Origin of the sequence: Vagococcus luciliae (genome assembly GCF_024637875.1) — a bacterium.
In the GTDB taxonomy this organism is placed as follows: Bacteria; Bacillota; Bacilli; order Lactobacillales; family Vagococcaceae; genus Vagococcus; species Vagococcus luciliae.
Genome location: NZ_CP102451.1, coordinates 1,050,880 through 1,070,094, shown reverse-complemented (window position 1 = coordinate 1,070,094; position 19,215 = coordinate 1,050,880). Strand labels below are relative to the sequence as shown.

15 protein-coding genes and 1 other annotated feature are annotated in these 19,215 nt (G+C 31.2%); of the genes, 4 read left to right on the top strand and 11 right to left on the bottom strand.

Annotated elements, in window-relative coordinates; translation table 11 throughout:
- Positions 1-274: 274 nt before the first annotated feature.
- Positions 275-507, bottom strand: a binding site (T-box leader).
- 148 nt (positions 508-655) lie between these two features.
- The 6 genes from G314FT_RS05335 to G314FT_RS05310 form a co-directional block, all read right to left on the bottom strand.
- A complete protein-coding gene (locus tag G314FT_RS05335) occupies positions 656-2,299 on the bottom strand; it encodes a zinc ribbon domain-containing protein (protein ID WP_257702467.1) in 1,644 nt (547 codons plus the stop codon).
- Positions 2,300-2,305: 6 nt separating this feature from the next.
- Positions 2,306-3,211 (bottom strand): serine hydrolase, encoded by a 906-nt coding sequence (locus tag G314FT_RS05330; RefSeq protein ID WP_257702465.1) that lies wholly within the window; start codon positions 3,209-3,211, stop codon positions 2,306-2,308.
- On the bottom strand, positions 3,211-4,110 hold the full coding sequence (locus G314FT_RS05325; protein ID WP_257702464.1) for a zinc ribbon domain-containing protein: 900 nt from the start codon (positions 4,108-4,110) through the stop codon (positions 3,211-3,213). The genes G314FT_RS05330 and G314FT_RS05325 overlap by 1 nt, the downstream gene beginning before the upstream one ends.
- 16 nt (positions 4,111-4,126) lie before the next feature.
- On the bottom strand, positions 4,127-4,888 hold the full coding sequence (locus tag G314FT_RS05320) for a hypothetical protein (protein WP_257702462.1): 762 nt from the start codon (positions 4,886-4,888) through the stop codon (positions 4,127-4,129).
- Between the two features lie 251 nt (positions 4,889-5,139).
- The gene (locus G314FT_RS05315; RefSeq protein WP_257702460.1) at positions 5,140-5,313 is read right to left on the bottom strand and encodes a hypothetical protein; all 174 of its coding nucleotides are present in this window, start codon (positions 5,311-5,313) and stop codon (positions 5,140-5,142) included.
- A 258-nt stretch (positions 5,314-5,571) separates the two neighbouring features.
- The gene (locus tag G314FT_RS05310; RefSeq protein WP_257702459.1) at positions 5,572-6,630 is read right to left on the bottom strand and encodes a DNA/RNA non-specific endonuclease; all 1,059 of its coding nucleotides are present in this window, start codon (positions 6,628-6,630) and stop codon (positions 5,572-5,574) included.
- A 173-nt stretch (positions 6,631-6,803) separates the two neighbouring features.
- On the opposite strand from G314FT_RS05310, the gene G314FT_RS05305 reads away from it, so the two are divergent.
- Genes G314FT_RS05305 through G314FT_RS05295 form a run of 3 tightly spaced genes read left to right on the top strand, consistent with a single transcriptional unit; the run spans position 6,804 to position 9,794 of the window.
- Positions 6,804-7,208 carry a DUF2177 family protein gene (locus tag G314FT_RS05305; RefSeq protein WP_257702457.1) on the top strand — a complete coding sequence of 135 codons (405 nt, stop codon included), beginning with the start codon at positions 6,804-6,806 and terminating at the stop codon, positions 7,206-7,208.
- A 6-nt stretch (positions 7,209-7,214) separates the two neighbouring features.
- Complete coding sequence (locus G314FT_RS05300; protein WP_257702455.1) at positions 7,215-9,017, top strand: DegV family protein; 1,803 nt, start codon at positions 7,215-7,217, stop codon at positions 9,015-9,017.
- Positions 9,018-9,794, top strand: coding sequence for a DUF1295 domain-containing protein (locus tag G314FT_RS05295; RefSeq protein WP_257702453.1), 777 nt, complete (start codon positions 9,018-9,020; stop codon positions 9,792-9,794). It begins immediately after the preceding gene.
- A 77-nt stretch (positions 9,795-9,871) separates the two neighbouring features.
- Here the strand turns inward: G314FT_RS05295 and G314FT_RS05290 are convergent, their stop codons facing one another.
- The 5 genes from G314FT_RS05290 to G314FT_RS05270 form a co-directional block, all read right to left on the bottom strand.
- Entirely contained in the window at positions 9,872-11,437 is a 1,566-nt protein-coding gene (locus G314FT_RS05290; protein ID WP_257702451.1) for a hypothetical protein, read from the bottom strand.
- 94 nt (positions 11,438-11,531) lie between these two features.
- Entirely contained in the window at positions 11,532-14,687 is a 3,156-nt protein-coding gene (locus tag G314FT_RS05285) for a type I restriction endonuclease subunit R (RefSeq protein ID WP_257702449.1), read from the bottom strand.
- Positions 14,688-14,756: 69 nt separating this feature from the next.
- A complete protein-coding gene (locus G314FT_RS05280; protein WP_257702448.1) occupies positions 14,757-15,941 on the bottom strand; it encodes a restriction endonuclease subunit S in 1,185 nt (394 codons plus the stop codon).
- Complete coding sequence (locus G314FT_RS05275) at positions 15,931-17,526, bottom strand: type I restriction-modification system subunit M (protein ID WP_257702447.1); 1,596 nt, start codon at positions 17,524-17,526, stop codon at positions 15,931-15,933. The genes G314FT_RS05280 and G314FT_RS05275 overlap by 11 nt, the downstream gene beginning before the upstream one ends.
- 6 nt (positions 17,527-17,532) lie before the next feature.
- Complete coding sequence (locus G314FT_RS05270; RefSeq protein WP_257702441.1) at positions 17,533-18,096, bottom strand: restriction endonuclease subunit S; 564 nt, start codon at positions 18,094-18,096, stop codon at positions 17,533-17,535.
- Between the two features lie 183 nt (positions 18,097-18,279).
- On the opposite strand from G314FT_RS05270, the gene G314FT_RS05265 reads away from it, so the two are divergent.
- Entirely contained in the window at positions 18,280-19,212 is a 933-nt protein-coding gene (locus G314FT_RS05265; RefSeq protein WP_257702440.1) for a hypothetical protein, read from the top strand.
- Positions 19,213-19,215: the final 3 nt, after the last annotated feature.

The following is a 19,215-nucleotide window of genomic DNA, read 5'->3' as shown; positions in this document are numbered from 1 at the left end:
ACGATAAACCGTGATTCCACCTCAATTTATTGCTATTTCACAATAACAATCTCATGATGTTTAAAATAATATTTTAAACACTCATCCTTAACGCGGATAAAACGTTATTTCCTACTTTGTTGTTCAGAAATACATCTTTCTAGTTGTGTTCATGTAAAAGCATTTTGATTTTTCTCTCAGCTTATTGAAAAATTCTCTGTCAAAATGAACTTAATACATTACTTGTCTAGTCATTGATTGTTTGATATAAAAAAAGTCCCTTGGCTTATAGAAGCCAAAGGACGAAAATTTTCGCGGTTCCACCTTTATTTGTTATTGTCTCACAACAATAACCTCATGAAGTTTATAACTTCGAGCTCATAACGTTACTCAAACGAACTTTTCTACTGATAATTTCAAAAAGTTAACTCCCAGATGTGATTCACTTAACTCGTCTACCTTTTTCCACCAACCAAAGGCTCTCTATAAAACGTCATTTAAGTTACTTTTTCTGTTCATTGTTTTTAATAACTTTATCATCAGGTTTTAATCTTGTCAACAAAATTAATTTAATCGTAATAACTTCTTCTTTTCTAAAACTATCATTAATTAAATTTTCGAGAATGAATGTAAATATAAGTAAATGAATGAATTATCATAGTCATATTTTTTGTAACTATTCATTGGCATGATTATCAGAAACTTTTTGTCCGCCATCACCCATATCAACAAATTTAAAATCTGTAATATCTTTTTTGTCATTCATCTCTAATTGAACAACTACATTAGAATAATCAAAGCCTTCTACACGTTTTGATTTATTTGTTTTAGAAGGATAAGTTGTATGATATGTAACGTTGTAATTAACTTTATATTGATTATTCGTCATTGGCTCAACACTTTTCACTACAATACTAAAATCAACACCACTATACTCACCGCTAGCAGATCGGTCACGACACCATGAAATATAGTCATTAATCCCTTTAAATGCTGAATTTTTACTACCATCGATGTAAAAGGCTTTAGCAAAGTCATCAGCATTGTAGTTATTACTTGAAATAACTGACTGCTCGAAACGATTATAAAATGATTTCAATCCTTCACTCACTTCATATTTATCAGCCGTTTGAAAATTTAATTCAATAGTATTAATTATTCCACCATCTCTATTGACATCTTCATTGGCTAATTCTTTGACTTCACTTTTCAACTCACCATCTTTTGATTTTTTTACTAATTGAAAAGTAGCATGTCCATTCCAAAGTATTGGCCCAACCTCAAGTTTTCCATCTGTTAATTTTCCAACTTCTTTATCATCCATCAAAACTGTAGCATCATCAACATTGGAACGAATAGGGATGGTCACTGTCACAAACCCCATATCAACTTGTGTGGTATCTCCTGGTAACAACGTATAAGATTCCTTGATTGTTTCATCTTTTCCTTTAATTGATGCATCAAATGTATATTTCCCTATTATTAATGGGCCGATTTTTTTTGAATAATTATCGCTATCTGTTTCGATAATCTTTTTCCCATTCATTTTAATGGTACTATCCGCCATATTGGACACAACATTCGTATAAACTGGTGTCACATTTAATTCATAGTGAGGGAAAAATAATGCTGTTTTTCCTGTTTTTTTCAATGACAATCCTAAATATTCACTGTTAGCTTCTAACGCAGCTTTTAAATTCGTGACATTTTCTTTATTGTCATCAAACAGTTTTAGCATTGGTTTAACATCTGATGATGTTATTACTAAGCTTGGATCATCAGAGACCATATTTTTAGCAATAAATTTATCATCCTGGTCTTTAATTGCCACAATAATTGCTTCTACTTGATTTTCTTTACTATATTTTCTTTCCAAAAAAGCATAAGTTCCTCCAAAAACAATAACTAGGATCCCTAATAATGTCATCGTTATTTTAGCTTTCTTAGACATAGGTTGTTTTGGTGCAACAACCTCTTGCGTCTCCACAACGGTCTCAGGTATCACATTACTGATAGGTTCATCATAAATTCCTTGTCTTGCAATTTCTGGATTAATCGTCATAGGTTGCCCACAATTTTCACAAAATTGGGCATTACTATCATTTAGTTGATTACAATAAGGACAGTGCTTACCTTGTTCAACTATGTCTTCATCTAAGCTGCTTCCACATGACTCACAAAATAGGGCATCTTCATCATTCAAATGATGACATATTCGACATTCTTTTGACGATTTTTCTAATGATAATTTTTTCCCACATGATTCACAAAATAGGGCATCTTTTTCATTTTCATGCCCACAGTTTGAACAAGTATTCAACAAAAATCACTCCTTTTTCATTAATGCATCTATTTCTTTTACGACCATTTCAATCTCTGAATTACTCCATCCATCTGTCATGATACTAATGACGTATGGTTTATCTGCCATAACGATTCCGACATCATGATTATAATTATCATTTTTACCAATTTTATGGTAAACATCTGCATCTAAATAACCTATTTTTTCTTTTTGCCACTGTGTCTGTAAAAAATCAGATGTTTTTATCTTATTTTGATAAATTTCTTTCATAAACATGCCAGCTGTTTTTGCTGAAATATTTTTAGAGTAAACTGATAAAGGCTGAGGATAAAAAGGAGAAATCGTCATCAAAAAATCTCCTGAATTTTTATCTGCAACATAATAACCTAACATATTACTTGCTAGATTATCAGAATAACGAATAGTCCATTCAAGTAATTGCGATAAGGAATAATTACTATGTTCTTGCACTGATTGCTGCATAATTCCGGTTCCTCCTCGAACCATTGCTCCTGGTATATCATTAACTTCATCAATATAAGGAAATGTCTCTTCCATAGAAATAGTCCCTTTTAATAACTCTAACTGCGTATAATAAATAATAGGTAATTTAGCAATACTAGCACCATACATCATATTATTCTCATTAACTCCATAGGTATTTCCAGTAGTCAAATCCTCAATATATATACCTATTTTTTGATTAATAAATTGTTGTAAATAGTTTGTTAACTCATCTTGTGATTGTCTTGTCTCAGTGGTTTTTGTCCCTTCTTTAGAAACACTTTCTTTAGTAGAGGTGATTCTACTAGTTGATTCATATGATGAGCTCACTGATGCTTTTACTTCTTCTTGTTCCACTTTTTTCCCACAAGCACTGAGTTGACTTATTACTAAAAGCAATAACAAAAGTCGCCTTGATTTCATTAAAAGAATTTACCTACCGATGAATCAATCATCTGTTGAATGACACTCATCATACTTGTTCCTAAAATATCACTTAAAACAATAGACACTAATAATTGTAACAATCCTCCCAAAATAATTGCTCCAATCGTCCAATAGAAAGTATTTCGCTTATGTGTTTGATTAGTCGTTACCCAAAGATTTGCCACATAAGTCACACCTGTTAAAAAGAATGTAAAAATCAAACAAATAAAAAATAATAACCCTATTCCAATCGTTGAGATAAATGATAAAATAAGTGCTGCCAAACTAACATAAATAGCTAATCCAATAGGCGCATACATTCTATCAAATGTATCCATAAATGATAGCTTATTGTTAAAAATTTTACCTGATAGCAAATAAACAGTAAACACATTAACTAATTGTGAGCATAATAATAGCAAAGTAATTTGTAGAAACATTGGAAAACTTGATTCAGAATATCCTGTGAGCCCAATCACTTTCCCAATGGCATGACTGATAGCTAATCCTGTAAACACACAAATTAAGATATAACTAATTAGCCCAAAATAACCGTCTTGGTTCACTTTTCCAATAATGGGTTTTTTAATATTTTTATTTACGTAAGAAAAATAATTTTTACTTCTTCTAGATAATTGATTGACAGCTTGTTGATTAATGATTGGTTCTTTGGTGTACTGTTGTTGACTATTTGATGTTTGTTGAAATTGATCCGTTGAATTTTTTTGTTTGTTAGTATTAGAATAGGATTCTCCATGAATTTCCGACATATCATCATGACTGACAACTGTTTCTTCTATAGATCCTGTAATAGTATGATTTTGTTCTTGTCCGCAAAAGTTACAAAATCTCACATGATCCTTTATTTCTTTTCCACAATTACTACATCTTTTCATTGTTATTCCTCCAATATTATCTTGATTTATCCATTACACTGTATAAGCAATCGAATGGATCTAATAAATGATGATTCTCCATTTCATCTGTAAAACGGAAAATCTTTTTTCTATTCAAAGAAATTAAGTTTTTTGTGTAACCAGAATAATGATAAATAGTAGTAGTTTTTAATTTTTCTGGCACGACTAGTCCATTTTCCTTAAATAAATTAAAAATCCCTTCACAACTACTATGTAAAAAAATTAATCCTTTAGGTTTGATGATGTCCAATTCTTGTTGCATTTTTTTTAATGAAAAATTTAGTACCTCTTCATTCTCAGAGATTTTTTTTCGATTAATCTTAGAACTGTCTGTCTGTGGAAATCCTTTGACAATATCAGAAATAAAGCTATTTGCAACTGGTGTGCTAAACACAGACTTAGCTAATCCAACAATTTTCGTATTGGCTCTAGGTGACTTGCCCGTTGTGACATCTCTTTCTTTTACATAATGAAAATCACTTAATTCACCATACTCAGTTGATCCAGCATCCGCCCGATTTAGTCCATAAATAATATAATTTGAATTTAATTGCTCAATAAATGATTGTTTTGATTGTTCATCAACTGGATTTAATAAGTCTTTAAAGACAGCTGGCGTTGTTCGTGTCGCTGTCTCTTTTCTTGTATACTCTTGATTAAAATCTCCTCTTAATAACTCATAAACTGCAAAGCTTCCATACTTCAATAAATCAGCATCTTCTAATTTTTGATATATTTCTTTTGTAAAAATCGTCATTGTATTTATCCTTTCCAAGCAGTTCTTTCTTCTCATTTATATATTTTTATATCACCACTCTCCCTAACTGATTCATTTTTCAAGCATCTCCTTCTTTCTAAAAATCGTTTTTCTGGATTTAATACCAGAAAAACGATTATTTTCTTTATGTTCATTATTTTAGCATGATTAATGTCTTTAAAATGGTTATCAACATATTTTATGTTGACAATTTATTCAGTTTTTATCTACTATAATATCTTGTTAATATCTTATTTTTTTAATTTCTTATATTGATAATCAACTAACACCATAACTAATTTTGCTATATCTCCTTCTCCCAATATAAGTTTATTATCATTTTTTACTGTCAAATCGTACACGACCTCAATCGGATAGGTAGGATTTGCTTCTATATCATGCTCATTTTTATCATCATAAGACATCATATTTTTCTTTTGCGGGTAAATTTACTAATGTTTCCATGACTATCTAATTCAACATTAAACATAAACCACTTACCACGTAACCAACGTTTTTTTTTTCGTGATAAAAAAATCTAACTCATCAGCTAATTCAACAATTAGTTTAGAAAATTGTTCCAACGTTTCTGTTATATCTTTAGGTTTTATTTCTAAAAAGTCATCCATAAATACAAGAAAAAAAAGAAACTGACAAAAAAGTCGTTTCTTTTTTATTTTAACTTAATAACAAATGTTACATGGTTCTAACCCTTTCTTTTTGGCTTCACCCAATGTAGAAGGAGTGAAATTTCCGCGCCCATGAGCATGAGTATGATATTTTTTTCCAGTAGGTGTAACAAATACTTGAGTCATATCATCAGATGAATCATTATCATTAGCTAATGATTCATGATTCGTGTTATTTTGTTCTTCTTGTGATGGTTCATTTTCTTGAGCTCTCTCTCCTATTGAACTGCTACCATCTGCATAATTCAAGTCAATCCCATCTTGAATATTAAAAATATAAACATTAAATTTTATAGCATCACTTCCAATAGATTGTGCTTCCATTTGAACACCACGAGCCAGTAACTCTTCCCCTCTAAAAACTGGTGTCACACGATATCTTACATAATTATCTGGATTTTGTTCAAGATAATGTTTAACGTCCATCTCATGACGTAACATCTCTGGACTATTTAATTGCCGTGTTCCTGTAATTAAATTTTTCCAATTAGCATTTTCACCAGCTAATGCCCAACCAATTAAGTGTGAGCGATTAAATAAATACCCACCTTCAATCTTTTTATTTTTCCAACCTGTTGGTGTAACAGACGCAATACTTTCTCTTTTTCCCGTTGGCATTAATGATTGATTTAACATAGCATTTGCACTTGTTGCTCTATTTAACCCATCTAAATCACCATAAATTTCCCAAGCTCCATTACTTAACGATAAATCGTCGTTGCTAAAACTTGGTATACCATCATTAACCTTTATCGTTTGGGTGCCTTCATATTCTAAGTTAGCCAAATCACTGACCTGATTTTTAAGTTGTGAGGCTTGTTCCTCTTTTTTCTTTTTTTCCAGTTCAGCTTGTTTTGCTTTTTCTTCTGCTTCTTTTTTAGCTAATTCTTCTTTTTCTTTACTTGATGTGTCTACTGTACTTTCTTTTATAACACTTGATGATACTGATGTATCACTTGTTTCCACTGTTTTATCAGCAGCACATCCTCCAAAAGTTATTAACCCTGTCAATAACAGAGCAGATAACGCCCACTTTTTCATTTTCTTCTTCATCTTTTCCTCCTATATTTTCATTCCTATCAACTATCTTATAATAAACTATACACTTTTAGTTAATAGTGGTAAAAATACTTTTTTAAAGTATATTTTTTGTTAATCAAGGTAAATCCTTTTAATAAAATTTTTTTTCATGATACTATTTATTTAATTAGAATGGAGGAGTAATTATGAATCAGTTTTTAAAATTGTTTGGTATAAGTGCTGTTATCTTTTTAATTTTTGATTTATTTTGGCTATTAGTTGTATCAAAAAATTTGTACCAAACTTTCATAGGAGAGTTACTCGGTGATGTAAAGGTAACTCCCGCTATTATTTTTTATTTTGTCTACCTTGTTGGGGTTGTATTTTTTGTCCTAATACCTGGTATTGACAAACAAAGTATTTTCTACACAATTTTTTCTGGGGCTCTATTTGGTTTTATTTGTTATAGTACCTATGATTTAACCAATTTAGCCACTATTAAAAATTGGCCAGTAACGATGACAATTATTGACTTAGTATGGGGAACATCCGTTACTGCTATTACATCAGCAATTGTTTATTTTATTAATTTTAATTTTTTGAAGGGGTAATTTAATTTGGACGAAATTGATATTAAAAAGTTAGCTAACAGTATCAAATCAGGTGCTAACTTAGTTATAAAGAATAAAAACGAATTAAATCGTATTAATATCTTTCCTGTTGCAGATGGTGATACTGGTAGTAATTTGGCCTTTCTTATGCAATCAATTACGGATAACCTTGTTAGTCATCATGACACGGTAAATTCTCTATTAACTAACGTAGCATCAGCCGCTTTACTTGGAGCTCGTGGTAACTCTGGAATGATTTTAGGACAGTATTTAAATGCCTTAGCAGAAGATTATGCCCAAAGTGATTTATCAACAGAACAACTCGTTTTTTCTTTTAAAACAGCTCTTGTTAAAGTATATGATTCGTTGCTAGATCCAAAAGAAGGAACCATACTAACAGTTATCTCCTCTTGGTCTGAAAAACTTGTTGATACTTATACAAAAACACAATCATTGGAAGAATCTTTATCACAAGCACAGATGATAGCAGAAAAAGCCGTTTTAGAGACACAATTTCAAATGACAATTTTTAAAGAAAATAAGTTGGTGGATGCTGGAGCAAAAGGTTTTTATTATTTTATTACTGGTTTGACTGAAGCCTTCTCTCAAAATTTACCACAAGAGTTGATAGAAGAAACAATACCTTCTTCTATAACTAACTATCCATCTAACTTGACATCATCTGATCATATCATATCTGAAAAGCCTTCTTATCGATACTGCTCGGAGTTTATTATTACTCAACCAAGTATTTCCGACAAAAAATTGAAAGGTAAACTATTAAATAAAGGTGACTCTGTTATTGTTATTGGAAATAAACAACAGTTAAAAGTTCATATCCATACTAATAATCCTAAAGACGTTCTATCATTATTAAGCCAATACGGTCGTATATCTTATCAAAAAATAGATGATATGCTTCTTCAATATGAAGTTAATACCAAACCTGTATCATCTATCGCTATTGTGACAGATTCTGTTGCTGATATACCAAGTGACTTATTACTGAAATATCAAATACATGTCATTCCAATGCCCATTCAAAGCGAGTCTAATAATTATCTCGATAAATTAAGTATTGATTCACAGCTTATTTTTGAAAAGGGTATAAAAACGAGTCAATGTAGTACATCGCAACCTACTATTCAATCAATTGATAACCTCCTATCTTTTTTACAAGGAAAATATGACCATGTGATTGTTATTACAGTCTCTTCAAAACTCAGTGGTACTTATCAACTAGTCAACCAAAGAATACAAACTAAAAAATTGGCATCTCAATGGATAACAGTTATTGATTCAAAAGCTAACTCAGTAGCGCAAGGTCTATTAGTTATGAAAGCCGCAGAATTAGTAGAAAAATCCTTGAGCTTTAATGACATTATAACTAATCTAAAAGATACTATTCATCGGTTATTTATCTACGTAGCTGTCGCTGATTTATCGCCGATGTTACAGTCTGGTCGAATTCCTTTATCTCTTGGAAAAATTGCTCAAAATTGCCACATCTTGCCAATTGTTAGTCTGGATTCATTTGGCGAAGGAAAACTAATGACTATTTCATTTAGTCAAAAACAAAGTATTAAAAAAATAGCAAACAAAATAAAAAAACTATTTCGACATCATCAAATTGATCGTTTAGCTATCGCATATGTTTACTCGGAAAATCAAGTTGAATTACTAAAATATTATTTAAAAGATTATACTGATAAAATTGACTATTCAGTAGCCAGTTCAACATCTATTGCTATCAGCGCCGGAAAAGATAGTATCGCCATTGCAGGTATTTTAAAAAAAGGAGGAAGTTAAATGTATCTTACAATTATTCTAGCATTATTTGCTTATTTTATTATTTGGTTCATTATATCAACTATTAAATCCAACTATTCCTTAGTTGATATTGCTTGGGGGGGAGGGTTTGTTGTGGTGGCTTGGGTAGGCTTTTTAATGGCCTCTCCGCATACCATTCAACAGATACTTGTTCTACTCTTTGTTACACTTTGGGGAGGTCGCCTTGCTTGGCATTTAGGGTTACGTAATTGGAATGCTCCTGAAGATTATCGATACGTTAAAATCAAACAACGTTGGGGAAATCAATTTGTTCACTTAAAAGCATTTATCAATGTTTTTCTTCTTCAAGGCATCTTATTATTTATTGTTGCACTACCTGTTACACATACTTTTACTAATCAACAGGTATATAATACTTTACGTTGGTGGCAAATACTTGGTGTATTCATTTGGATTATTGGATTTTTATTTGAAGTCATTGGAGATCATCAATTGACTAAATTTAAAGAAAATCCTAGTAATAAAGGAAAATTATTAACAACTGGACTTTGGTCTATTACTAGACACCCAAATTATTTTGGAGAAGTCACAAGTTGGTGGGGGATTTTTCTTTTATCTTTATCACATTGGACTAATCTTTGGATTATCATTGGTCCCATTACTATTACCCTTTTAATATTATTTGTGTCAGGTGTTCCCTTACTAGAAAATAAATATAAAACTAGAAAAGATTTTCAATCTTATGCACAACACACTTCAAAATTCTTTCCTTTTATTGGAAAAAAGGGATTATAGTGAGTTCTTTCAACGTTAGTCATCTACTTAAGTTAAAACTAACGTTGAAAGTAATATATGTTGTAATAGGCTATGACTTAAAAATTATACTTATTTTCCATAACTCTTTTAATAACATCTTCTTTTAACCCAACTAATTGTAAGCATTGTTTCAAATGAGGGGTTATTATTTGAAGCCTCTTGCTATCATCTTGTATATTGCTAAGTGGTTCTGTCATATACTTATAAGTATCAATCAATAATATTAGTTCACTCTCATCTAAAATATCTTGCTTGTATTTTCGTTTTAACGCTTTAATAATATCTTGTTTTTCATAACAATATGCCTTGATTAGTAACCTACTTAAATCTTTATAGTACTTTTCTAACAAGTTATCATCTACACTAACTTGCTGTGAGATGTCACTTTCTACAACATTATATGTAAACTTTCTCGTTTCATTTATTTGTTTACAATGTTGTTTAAGCAGTTCATTTTCTTTTTTCTCTAAATGACTTCTCTCTGCATCAAGTATTCCTTTATAAAAAGTTTCCTCTACCCCACAATCCATTAAATTAGTTTGTAAAATAAGTAGCTTTTCTTCCATATTATTAGTTAAATCTTTTTCTAATTCATATACATAATATTGATACGCTACTACTAGGAATACCATATTTTTTTCTAAACTACTAGTGTTATAATCACGTGTTAAGTCTTTAATTATCCAACTATGATTTAAAATATGAGTATCATCTATGGCTTTTTCAGCTTCATCTCTTACCATATCAGTCACTCTTGTATAGTACTCTTTTGTCATGGCTGGCTTTTTACTAATTTTTTTATTAATAACTTTATGTTTATTTTTTATCTCTCTCTTAGGTTTACTTACCTCACTATGTTTCTTTTTACTTGCCTGTTCTTTTCTTTTATAGAGTTCCTGCTCAACATTTAAAATAAGTGTACGTACCTTTTTATTTACACCGCAATATATCAACTCTTTTTCAAGCATTTCTATAAATAGCAATGGTTCATGTTGATCATTTACTTTCCTTAAATTTAATCGATAAGCTCTTAAAATATTCCGTATACTCTTTTCAGATAACTCATTAGGATATGTTTGAACAAAACGTTTCACCCGCTTATTAAAATGAAGTATCCGTGTATCAGTATCTAGTTTTAATAATTCTATTTGTTCTTTCCCAAATAAACTCAAATCAAAATAAAACTGATTACTTATTTCTTCCTTTTTCCGAGTATTTTGGTTAATATGTTTTTCACGAGTATTATTTTTATTCTTCGGTTTATATGTTCTTAATAATTGATATTGGCAAATACTTTTGATGACACGGGCATCCACATCATGCTTCTCCAAACTTGCCACAAGTTCATTATTTAATATCAACTTAATAGAACGCTTATTTATTTTTCGACCGGATAATATGTCACGATAAGACATGTGAATACGTTTAATGGTTTCATCTTTCAGCCTTTTTGTCTTATATTTATTTTCTAATTTATTTATAATTACACTAGATTTTGAGTTTATGTCCGTTTGACAATAGGTCAATAAATCTTGATAAAACTCTTCTTTGTCAATGTATTTTACTTTTCTCTTATTTTGCCAATACGGTAAATACACCGGATGGGCATTTCCAATAAACATAATACTACTTCCCAACACCTACAACCCCTTTTTAAACCGTTACCATTTATTTTCACACAAATAAATTTCTTCATTTGTGTACACCTTTATTTCTCTATCTCAACTCTTCTGTTAATGGAATAACTCTTGTATCAAGTAACTCAAGCCAAGCATTTTTTAACATGCCATTATATTTTAATGGTTTTACTTCAGGATATTTCAACCTGTAAGTATCCAAATCTCTACTTTTATTTACCTTTTTAATGTTAGGTATCTCTTTCATACCAATCTCATATTGCATAGCTGATGTTTTCAATTCATTTGATGATACACACCATTCATTAGAAAATTCTTCAATTAAATGATTACGTTCTTTCGTAAAGTATTCCCGCTTCACGCTAAATAAATCTTCATCCGGAGAAATTTTACCGCTATCCACATCATTTAACATTTGATAATAAATTTCTTTGACAACATCTGATTTATTCATTTTAGAAAGGGCTTCTTCAAACTCTTCACGAATATCTGTACGATGTGGCGCATACGTTCCTAATAGTTTATTAATATATGCTGTATCAATATCATACAATTTCGAACCATAATCGCTAAAAAATTCAACATCTGTTAGTAACATTGGTGGCGTTGTTTCATCTATAAGAGAGCCTTTGATTGTTTCATAATGTCCCAACTGTTCTTCCAATAAACTAACTTTTTCTTGTAATGTCGGATCATATTTAATGCCGTCATTCGTTAATTCATCATTATATTCGTCATATGTTACTAAGGACTCAAAGGCATTGTTAAACGCTTGATAACTTTTCACATAGGTTATTTTAGCTTCAACTTCTGATTTTTCGTCGATCCCCTCAGGATAATCAAACAGTATTTCCTCTAGTTCTTTATATGACTCATTAAACTTTGCTTTAGATTCATCATAAGTCGGATAGATTAAATCTGTCTTTTCTTGTTCATGAGAATAGAGTTTTGTGGCCTCCTCTACATTCTTCTCCATTGTATGTGGATAACGAAACGTCACTATCATTCCTTTTGTTTTTTCTGGAAACGTTCTATTCGTTCTAGAAAAAGCTTGAATCAAATTAGCGTAACTTAGTGTTCGATCAACATACAGTGTTTGGATAGTAGGTGCATCAAATCCTGTTAATAATCTATCAACAACTATCACTAAATCTAAGTGATTACCAAATTCTTTAAACTCACCTTTTTTACGAGCTAAACGGTTATTGATATCTCCATTGTATCGTTTAATATCTGCTATACTCCAAGACGTGCCATAATATTCGTTGTAATCAGAAATAATTTCTGACATTTCTTTTTGATTGTCGTGAGAGTCCACATCATTTTCATCAACCGAATACGTAATTGCAATGCGTGGAAAATCAGGATCAGCCATTGTTCGACCTTGTCTTAAACCTTTTTCGCCAAAAAGTTCTGTCATCCAATCTTTATCAGCAGTTAGCTCTTTGATTTTATGATAAAAACGTTTTGCCATCTCAATTGAGCTGGTGGTTAAAATAGCTGACTTTTGAGGACGCCCATTTCGAAAATCGAATTTTGTATAAGCATCATTTGGTTTAAAAATCTTTTTAATCACTTCATCTATATGCTCATCTGTTTCATAGGTAGATGGTTTAATATATGTTTCTTTTTTCAAACCATCCATCTCATCAATCCTCTTTGATAATGTCTCATCATCAAACTTACCTGATTCATCTTTTTGTCTTAATTGAGAAAAAATATGAGAGTGTAGACTATCTTGATCAATGGTATCACTATGCTCCACTTGAAATCCTAATACTGATTTATCTTCTAAGGCATTTTTGATGGTATAAGTATGTAAACAATCGCCATATTGATCATCAGTTGTTCTTGCAAGTTGCCCTTTGGCTTGTTTTTTATTAACGTCAAATATCGGGGTCCCCGTAAAACCAAACCACGTTGAATTTGGAAAGAACTCTTTTATATTTTCCATTCCCTCAGCACTAATCGCTCTATGACACTCGTCTACAACAAATACAATATGTTGAGATTTGAGTTTTTGAAATTTATTGCTTCCTTTTTTTTGTTCTTGTTTCTCAGCATATCTTAGTGCTGCTTCTAATTTCTGTCTTGTGGTAATGATAATTGTATTGCTGTTTTCTCCCGATAGTAGCTCATCACTTAAGTCACGTGCACTATCTGTTCCAACTATTAAAGCATTACTTTTGGCTTCACCACTTGATATCCCAGTATTGTATTCAGAAGCAAATTTAGTAAATTCTGTGGTTGTCTGATTGTCTAAATCTGTCCTGTCTACTAACATAATCGTCCGATCTATCCCGGATTTTTTTGCTAATAACTTTGTCGTGACAAAACTGGTAATTGTTTTCCCACTACCAGTCGCGTGCCAAATATAACCAGATTGATGTTTAACTGCTGCTTTAAAAGCTGCTTCAAACGCATGTATCTGATATGGGTGTAATACCATCAACACTTTACTATCTTGATCTTCACTCACAATCATATAATCAGCAATCAGTCGATGAGCATCAGGGATATTTAACATTTGCTTACTAAACTCATAGATATTATCCACTTTTTGATTGTCTTTTGTTCGCCAACTAAACATGAATTTATGATGTAAATCTTTTGGTAATGCATTCGCAAAATATCGTGTTGTCGTTTCATTAGATACGACAAATAATTGCAACGTTGAAAAAATGTTATTACGAAATAATCCTTCTTCTGCGTATTTTTTTATTTGATTAAATGCTTGAAATATACCGTCTTTTGCTGCAACTTGTTTTAGTTCAATCTGTACAATCGGTAGCCCGTTGATTAGCAGTGTCACATCAAAACGGCGATTTCGTCCACCGTCTTCACTTGGTTGAGTCGCTATCTGATGAACCACCTCATAACTTGATAACCCACCAGTATAATCTTTGGTAAATAAAATCAAAGAGGCACTCCCTAAATCATCATCACGCTCAATCGAAATACGTGCTATCCCATTTTCACCTTTCAGCCATTTTGCCGCATCAAAAGGTGTACGTGTTTTATTTAGTAGCTCAACCTTAATACGATCAAACTCATCATCTGTCAGTGGAACATCTTGTAATTCTGCGACATTATTTTGACTGATTTTCTGACGTAGATTATCCCATAAATCTTGTTCCGTTTTTAAATCAGGACGATAATTCCACTGGTTATGTCCCTCACCAAGAACTGAAATCAGTCTATCTTCAACCTCTAATTCATTTAATCCATAATCCATTTTTTCACTCCTTTTTAACCAACAATTTTGATAAGTTGTCGATAGGCGATAAACACCTATCGACGCTTTTTATACAAACATTTTTTGTAAAAATCCTTTTTTCATTTCTTTTAACTCTTCCAACTCACGCTGATGAAGTGCGATAGTATCATCTAATTGTTTGAAGAAGTTACCAATTTTGGTTTGTTCTTCAACATTTTTAGGTGATTTTATTGGAGTTTCTCTAATTGTCTTTAATCCTAAATTTTTAATTGTAGTGCCTGTCAGATGATTTAAAAAAAATTTTAGAGTGTTATTTGTTTGTAGAACATAATATAAAAAGTATTTATCATATGTAGATACAATAATGTAAGCTACACTTTTCCCTAGCATAACAGGCTCATTGTTATAAAATGCTAAATTACCAATTGTTCCATTTATAGACATTAAAATAGTTTTATTATTCAGCAACTTATCATTAACTGATTGTTCTTCTTTTGTGACTTGTTTAGTTTCATGAGTAATTTTTATTTTACCATCTATAATGTTATTACCATTTAGAAAATAAATACCTCCATTATCAAAATACTTAGGGGTTCCATGAAGTCCATCACCAACTTTGGTAACACCATCTTCTAACTTACGCTGTTCCCAAGCGTCAGTAAATCCTTCAAATCGAATTTCAGGTACAGTTTCATCTTTTTTAGGGAACATTTTTTGTAAAAATCCTTTTTTCTGTTCTTTGAGTAAATCTAGCTCACGCTGATGAAGTGCGATAGTGTCATCAAGTTGTTTGAAGAAGTTGCCGATATGAGTTTGTTCTTGCATACATTTGGGAATATGTATCTTTATTTCACTCATAATATTATTCATTAGTTTAGGATTTCCAACTTTAGATACATGTTTCCATGCCTCCAAATTCAATATCTCTGCAATTGTATTATTTGCAAACCCTTTATCAGATAATAGAACTCCATTTACATTTGTACTATAAAATTTGCCTTCTCTGAAATTTACAGTACCTGCATTTGCTCCATCTGTAGTCCATGTTATCGCTGTATCAAATAAATACTCATTAAAATAACCCATCAATCCATTATTTTTAGTCTGCGAAGAATATACAGGATATTTCATTTCTATATTACATTTTTCGCTAATTTTATCTGAGGATAATACTTTACCTCTAGTTACATCAAAAATATCTCCAACTTTACGCTGTTCCCAAGCGTCAGTAAATCCACTAAAACGAATACTAGGTACTTGTTTATTTATCATCACTAAACACCTCTAATGCCCCTTTTATCCACGCTTCATCTTCCTTGCTATATGTTAGTGAGCGTATCATGCTTTCAAGTTCACTGTTAAGTTTTTTCTTTTCTTCTCGTATTTCTTTTAATTCTTGTCCAACTTTTTCCATATCGACTGGCTCTTCTTCTTCAAATGTGTCAACATAGCGAGGGATATTTAAGTTATAGTCATTTTCTTTGATTTCATCAAATGTCGCTACATGAGAGTATTTATCGATATTTTTTCTCTCTTTATATGTTTCGACTATTTTATCGATGTTTTCATTAGATAGTTTATTTTGATTTTTTCCTTTTTCAAACTCTCGACTGGCATCAATAAACAATACATCCCTGGTCGTTTTATTTTTCTTCAAGATGATAACAGTCGTTGGAATAGAGGTCCCAAAGAATAGATTAGCCGGCATACCAATCACAGCATCAATACTACCGTCTTCTAATAATTTTTTACGTATCACACCTTCTGCTGCTCCTCTAAATAACACACCATGAGGTAACACAATCGCCATTGTTCCTGTATCTTTTAAATGATAAAAACCATGTAATAAAAAGGCAAAATCGGCTTTTGATTTTGGAGCTAATTTTCCATAACGATTAAAACGTGCATCATCTAAAAAAGTTGCATCGGCTGACCATTTTGCTGAGTATGGAGGATTCATCACAACTGAATCAAATGTGTAAGGCTCATTAGTAGGCCAATCTTTATTTAAAGTATCACCGTTTCTAAGATTCATATCTTCTTTATCCACACCATGTAAGATAAGATTCATTTTTGCTAAATTAAAAGTAGTCGTATTTAACTCTTGTCCGTGGTATTTCACATTATCTGGATGATTGATATAATCACGAATATGCAACATCAACGAGCCAGATCCCATTGTTGGGTCATATACACTGAATAATTTTTTATCTTCTTGTCCTATTGCAGCTATACGAGCCATCATCACTGATACTTCAGCTGGTGTGTAAAATTCCCCGGCTTTTTTACCAGCTTCTGAGGCGAATTGCCCAATCAGAAACTCATACGCATCCCCAATCACATCACCCTCATGACCAAGCACATCAATGTCATCCAATTTTTTTAAGACTTCCGTGATGGTGATATTTTGTTGTTGTTCATCATTTCCTAATTTTCTCGAAGACAAATCCACATCATCAAATAAACCAATAAATTGATCATATGTATTAGACAAGTTAGCAAATGCTTTTTTCAAATCATTTAACTGAAAGGTATTTGCTTTGGCTTGAGCCGTTAACACATTAAATAAATACTCTGGTGCAATGACATAATTCAAAATATCTTCCAATGTTTCAATCAAATCATCTCTTGTATCTTCATCCTCTAATAATGACTTATAAAGTTCTGTTTGTTCTGTTTGTGTTGGATAGTCCTCTATAGATTCTCCTGCTTGTTCAACAACTTCTAATAATAATTTGTCTGATAAGTATTTATAAAAAATTAGTCCTAACAAATAGTTTTTATATTCTGATGCATCCATTTTACTTCTTAAGTTATCTGCTGCTCCGTATAATTTACTATTTAATTCTTTTCCCATTTATATTCACCTTTTAACTTTCATCATGTTATCTAATACATTTTTTATTATAATAGTTTCTAACTCTTGCTCTCTTTTATTTAAAGCTCGCCGTTTTAATGAATCAAAATATAATTGTCCAATCTTTTTTTGTGCTTCCAGTGGTGGTAGCGTGACATCAAAAGCCTGTATCATACTAGGCGATAGTTTTTTTATTATTGTCCCTTGAAAAGATATAAATTTTTGTCGCTCAATTTCGGATGATTCATTTAATAAATAGCATAAAAATTTCGCATCTATTTTTTCGTCATCTATAATGATCTTAGCAAAATTTTGATTAATTGTTTTTCCATCGTGTTTGGGACTGACAATGCCACATACTGTATTAATAAAATTATAAACAATATCACCTGTTCTAACAGTATGTGTCCCATCATCAAATGGAATAATCTCTTTTTCTGGCGGATTAATGTCTAATTGTTCTAAATCGTCCAACATATCTTTATTAGCATATATAGGGATATCTTCTTTATCTTTTTGACGAGATAAGTTTAAACCTAACTTAATTGTTAAAACATTTTCTAATTTCATTTCTTCACCTCTCCCTAAAGTAATTTAGTTAAATTGTATTAATTTGATTACTCACTAAATATACTCCAAGAAAAAACATCCGTCAATGTTTTTTAGTTAAATTACTTTATTTTTTTGTTTATTATATATTAAATCTAACATAAGTGATAAAATATATGTAAATTATTTAATTGAGGTGATTCGATGGAAATAAAAGAAGTAGACACAATTACGAAAGATTTAAATATTAATAAAAGCCCTCTTTTCAAAAAGACATCTCCTTCAAAAGGCAAACAAGGATTGAATTATTTAGCAGAAATCTCTTTAATGATTCCTGGTTTAGTTGAAAGTCTACAAACAGATACAAAATATGTTGTAGACATTTCTACCGATATTGGTAAAAAACTTACAGATGGCTCACTTGAATTTCTACAAAAAGCTGATGGTGATGCTTTAGCCATTGTGAGAGATCCTAAAACAAAAAAAATGGTAAAACAACTACCAATAAAAGCTGAACTTGCTACCCCTATGTTAGGACCTGCTATGTTAGCTGCCGGACTATTTGTTAAACTTCAAAAAATTGAAAAAGGAATTGAGGAGCTTAATCAAGGAATTAGTGATATTTTGCAAAACTTTGAAAACGATCGATATGCAAGAGCTTTTGCTGCAAAGGAGAAGTTAGAACAAGCTTTACTTTTCTCAGATAAAAAACTTAAACAAGAATTCTTACTCGCTATATTAAGTGATGTCACAAACACAAAACACATGCTATATAAACAACTCACAGATAAAGTCGATAAATTAATCAATACTAAAACGCGTTTTAAAGATAAATCAACAATTGATTTAGCAAATCAGTCACTTCAAAACTTATATTTATTCAATGAGTGCTTTAAAATTCAGATTCAGTGTTATACTGAACTTGAAGAACATTATGCCCTAAGCCATGCGCTTGATATGTACAATAAAGAAATGGACACTGTATTAACTAAAGATGTCCAGCTAGCTGTGGATGGGTACTTCAAAGAAGCAACAAATCCTTTCAGTCATGCTGTGACTGATGTTTTGGAAAGCGTAAGTCAAACAAATGATTTTCTTTCCATGAATGAAACACTTGTTTTAGAACAAACTCATTAATTA

Excerpts from the sequence above, each read along its gene's own strand:
- G314FT_RS05290 (WP_257702451.1), bottom strand. The coding sequence starts at position 11,437 with ATGTTTATTGGAAATGCCCATCCGGTGTATTTACCGTATTGGCAAAAT.
- G314FT_RS05275 (WP_257702447.1), bottom strand. The coding sequence starts at position 17,526 with ATGGGAAAAGAATTAAATAGTAAATTATACGGAGCAGCAGATAACTTA.
- G314FT_RS05310 (WP_257702459.1), bottom strand. The coding sequence starts at position 6,630 with ATGAAGAAGAAAATGAAAAAGTGGGCGTTATCTGCTCTGTTATTGACA.
- G314FT_RS05285 (WP_257702449.1), bottom strand. The coding sequence starts at position 14,687 with ATGGATTATGGATTAAATGAATTAGAGGTTGAAGATAGACTGATTTCA.
- G314FT_RS05280 (WP_257702448.1), bottom strand. The coding sequence starts at position 15,941 with ATGATAAATAAACAAGTACCTAGTATTCGTTTTAGTGGATTTACTGAC.
- G314FT_RS05320 (WP_257702462.1), bottom strand. The coding sequence starts at position 4,888 with ATGACGATTTTTACAAAAGAAATATATCAAAAATTAGAAGATGCTGAT.
- G314FT_RS05265 (WP_257702440.1), top strand. The coding sequence starts at position 18,280 with ATGGAAATAAAAGAAGTAGACACAATTACGAAAGATTTAAATATTAAT.
- G314FT_RS05295 (WP_257702453.1), top strand. The coding sequence starts at position 9,018 with ATGTATCTTACAATTATTCTAGCATTATTTGCTTATTTTATTATTTGG.
- G314FT_RS05325 (WP_257702464.1), bottom strand. The coding sequence starts at position 4,110 with ATGAAAAGATGTAGTAATTGTGGAAAAGAAATAAAGGATCATGTGAGA.
- G314FT_RS05305 (WP_257702457.1), top strand. The coding sequence starts at position 6,804 with ATGAATCAGTTTTTAAAATTGTTTGGTATAAGTGCTGTTATCTTTTTA.
- G314FT_RS05270 (WP_257702441.1), bottom strand. The coding sequence starts at position 18,096 with ATGAAATTAGAAAATGTTTTAACAATTAAGTTAGGTTTAAACTTATCT.
- G314FT_RS05315 (WP_257702460.1), bottom strand. The coding sequence starts at position 5,313 with ATGTCTTATGATGATAAAAATGAGCATGATATAGAAGCAAATCCTACC.
- G314FT_RS05330 (WP_257702465.1), bottom strand. The coding sequence starts at position 3,211 with ATGAAATCAAGGCGACTTTTGTTATTGCTTTTAGTAATAAGTCAACTC.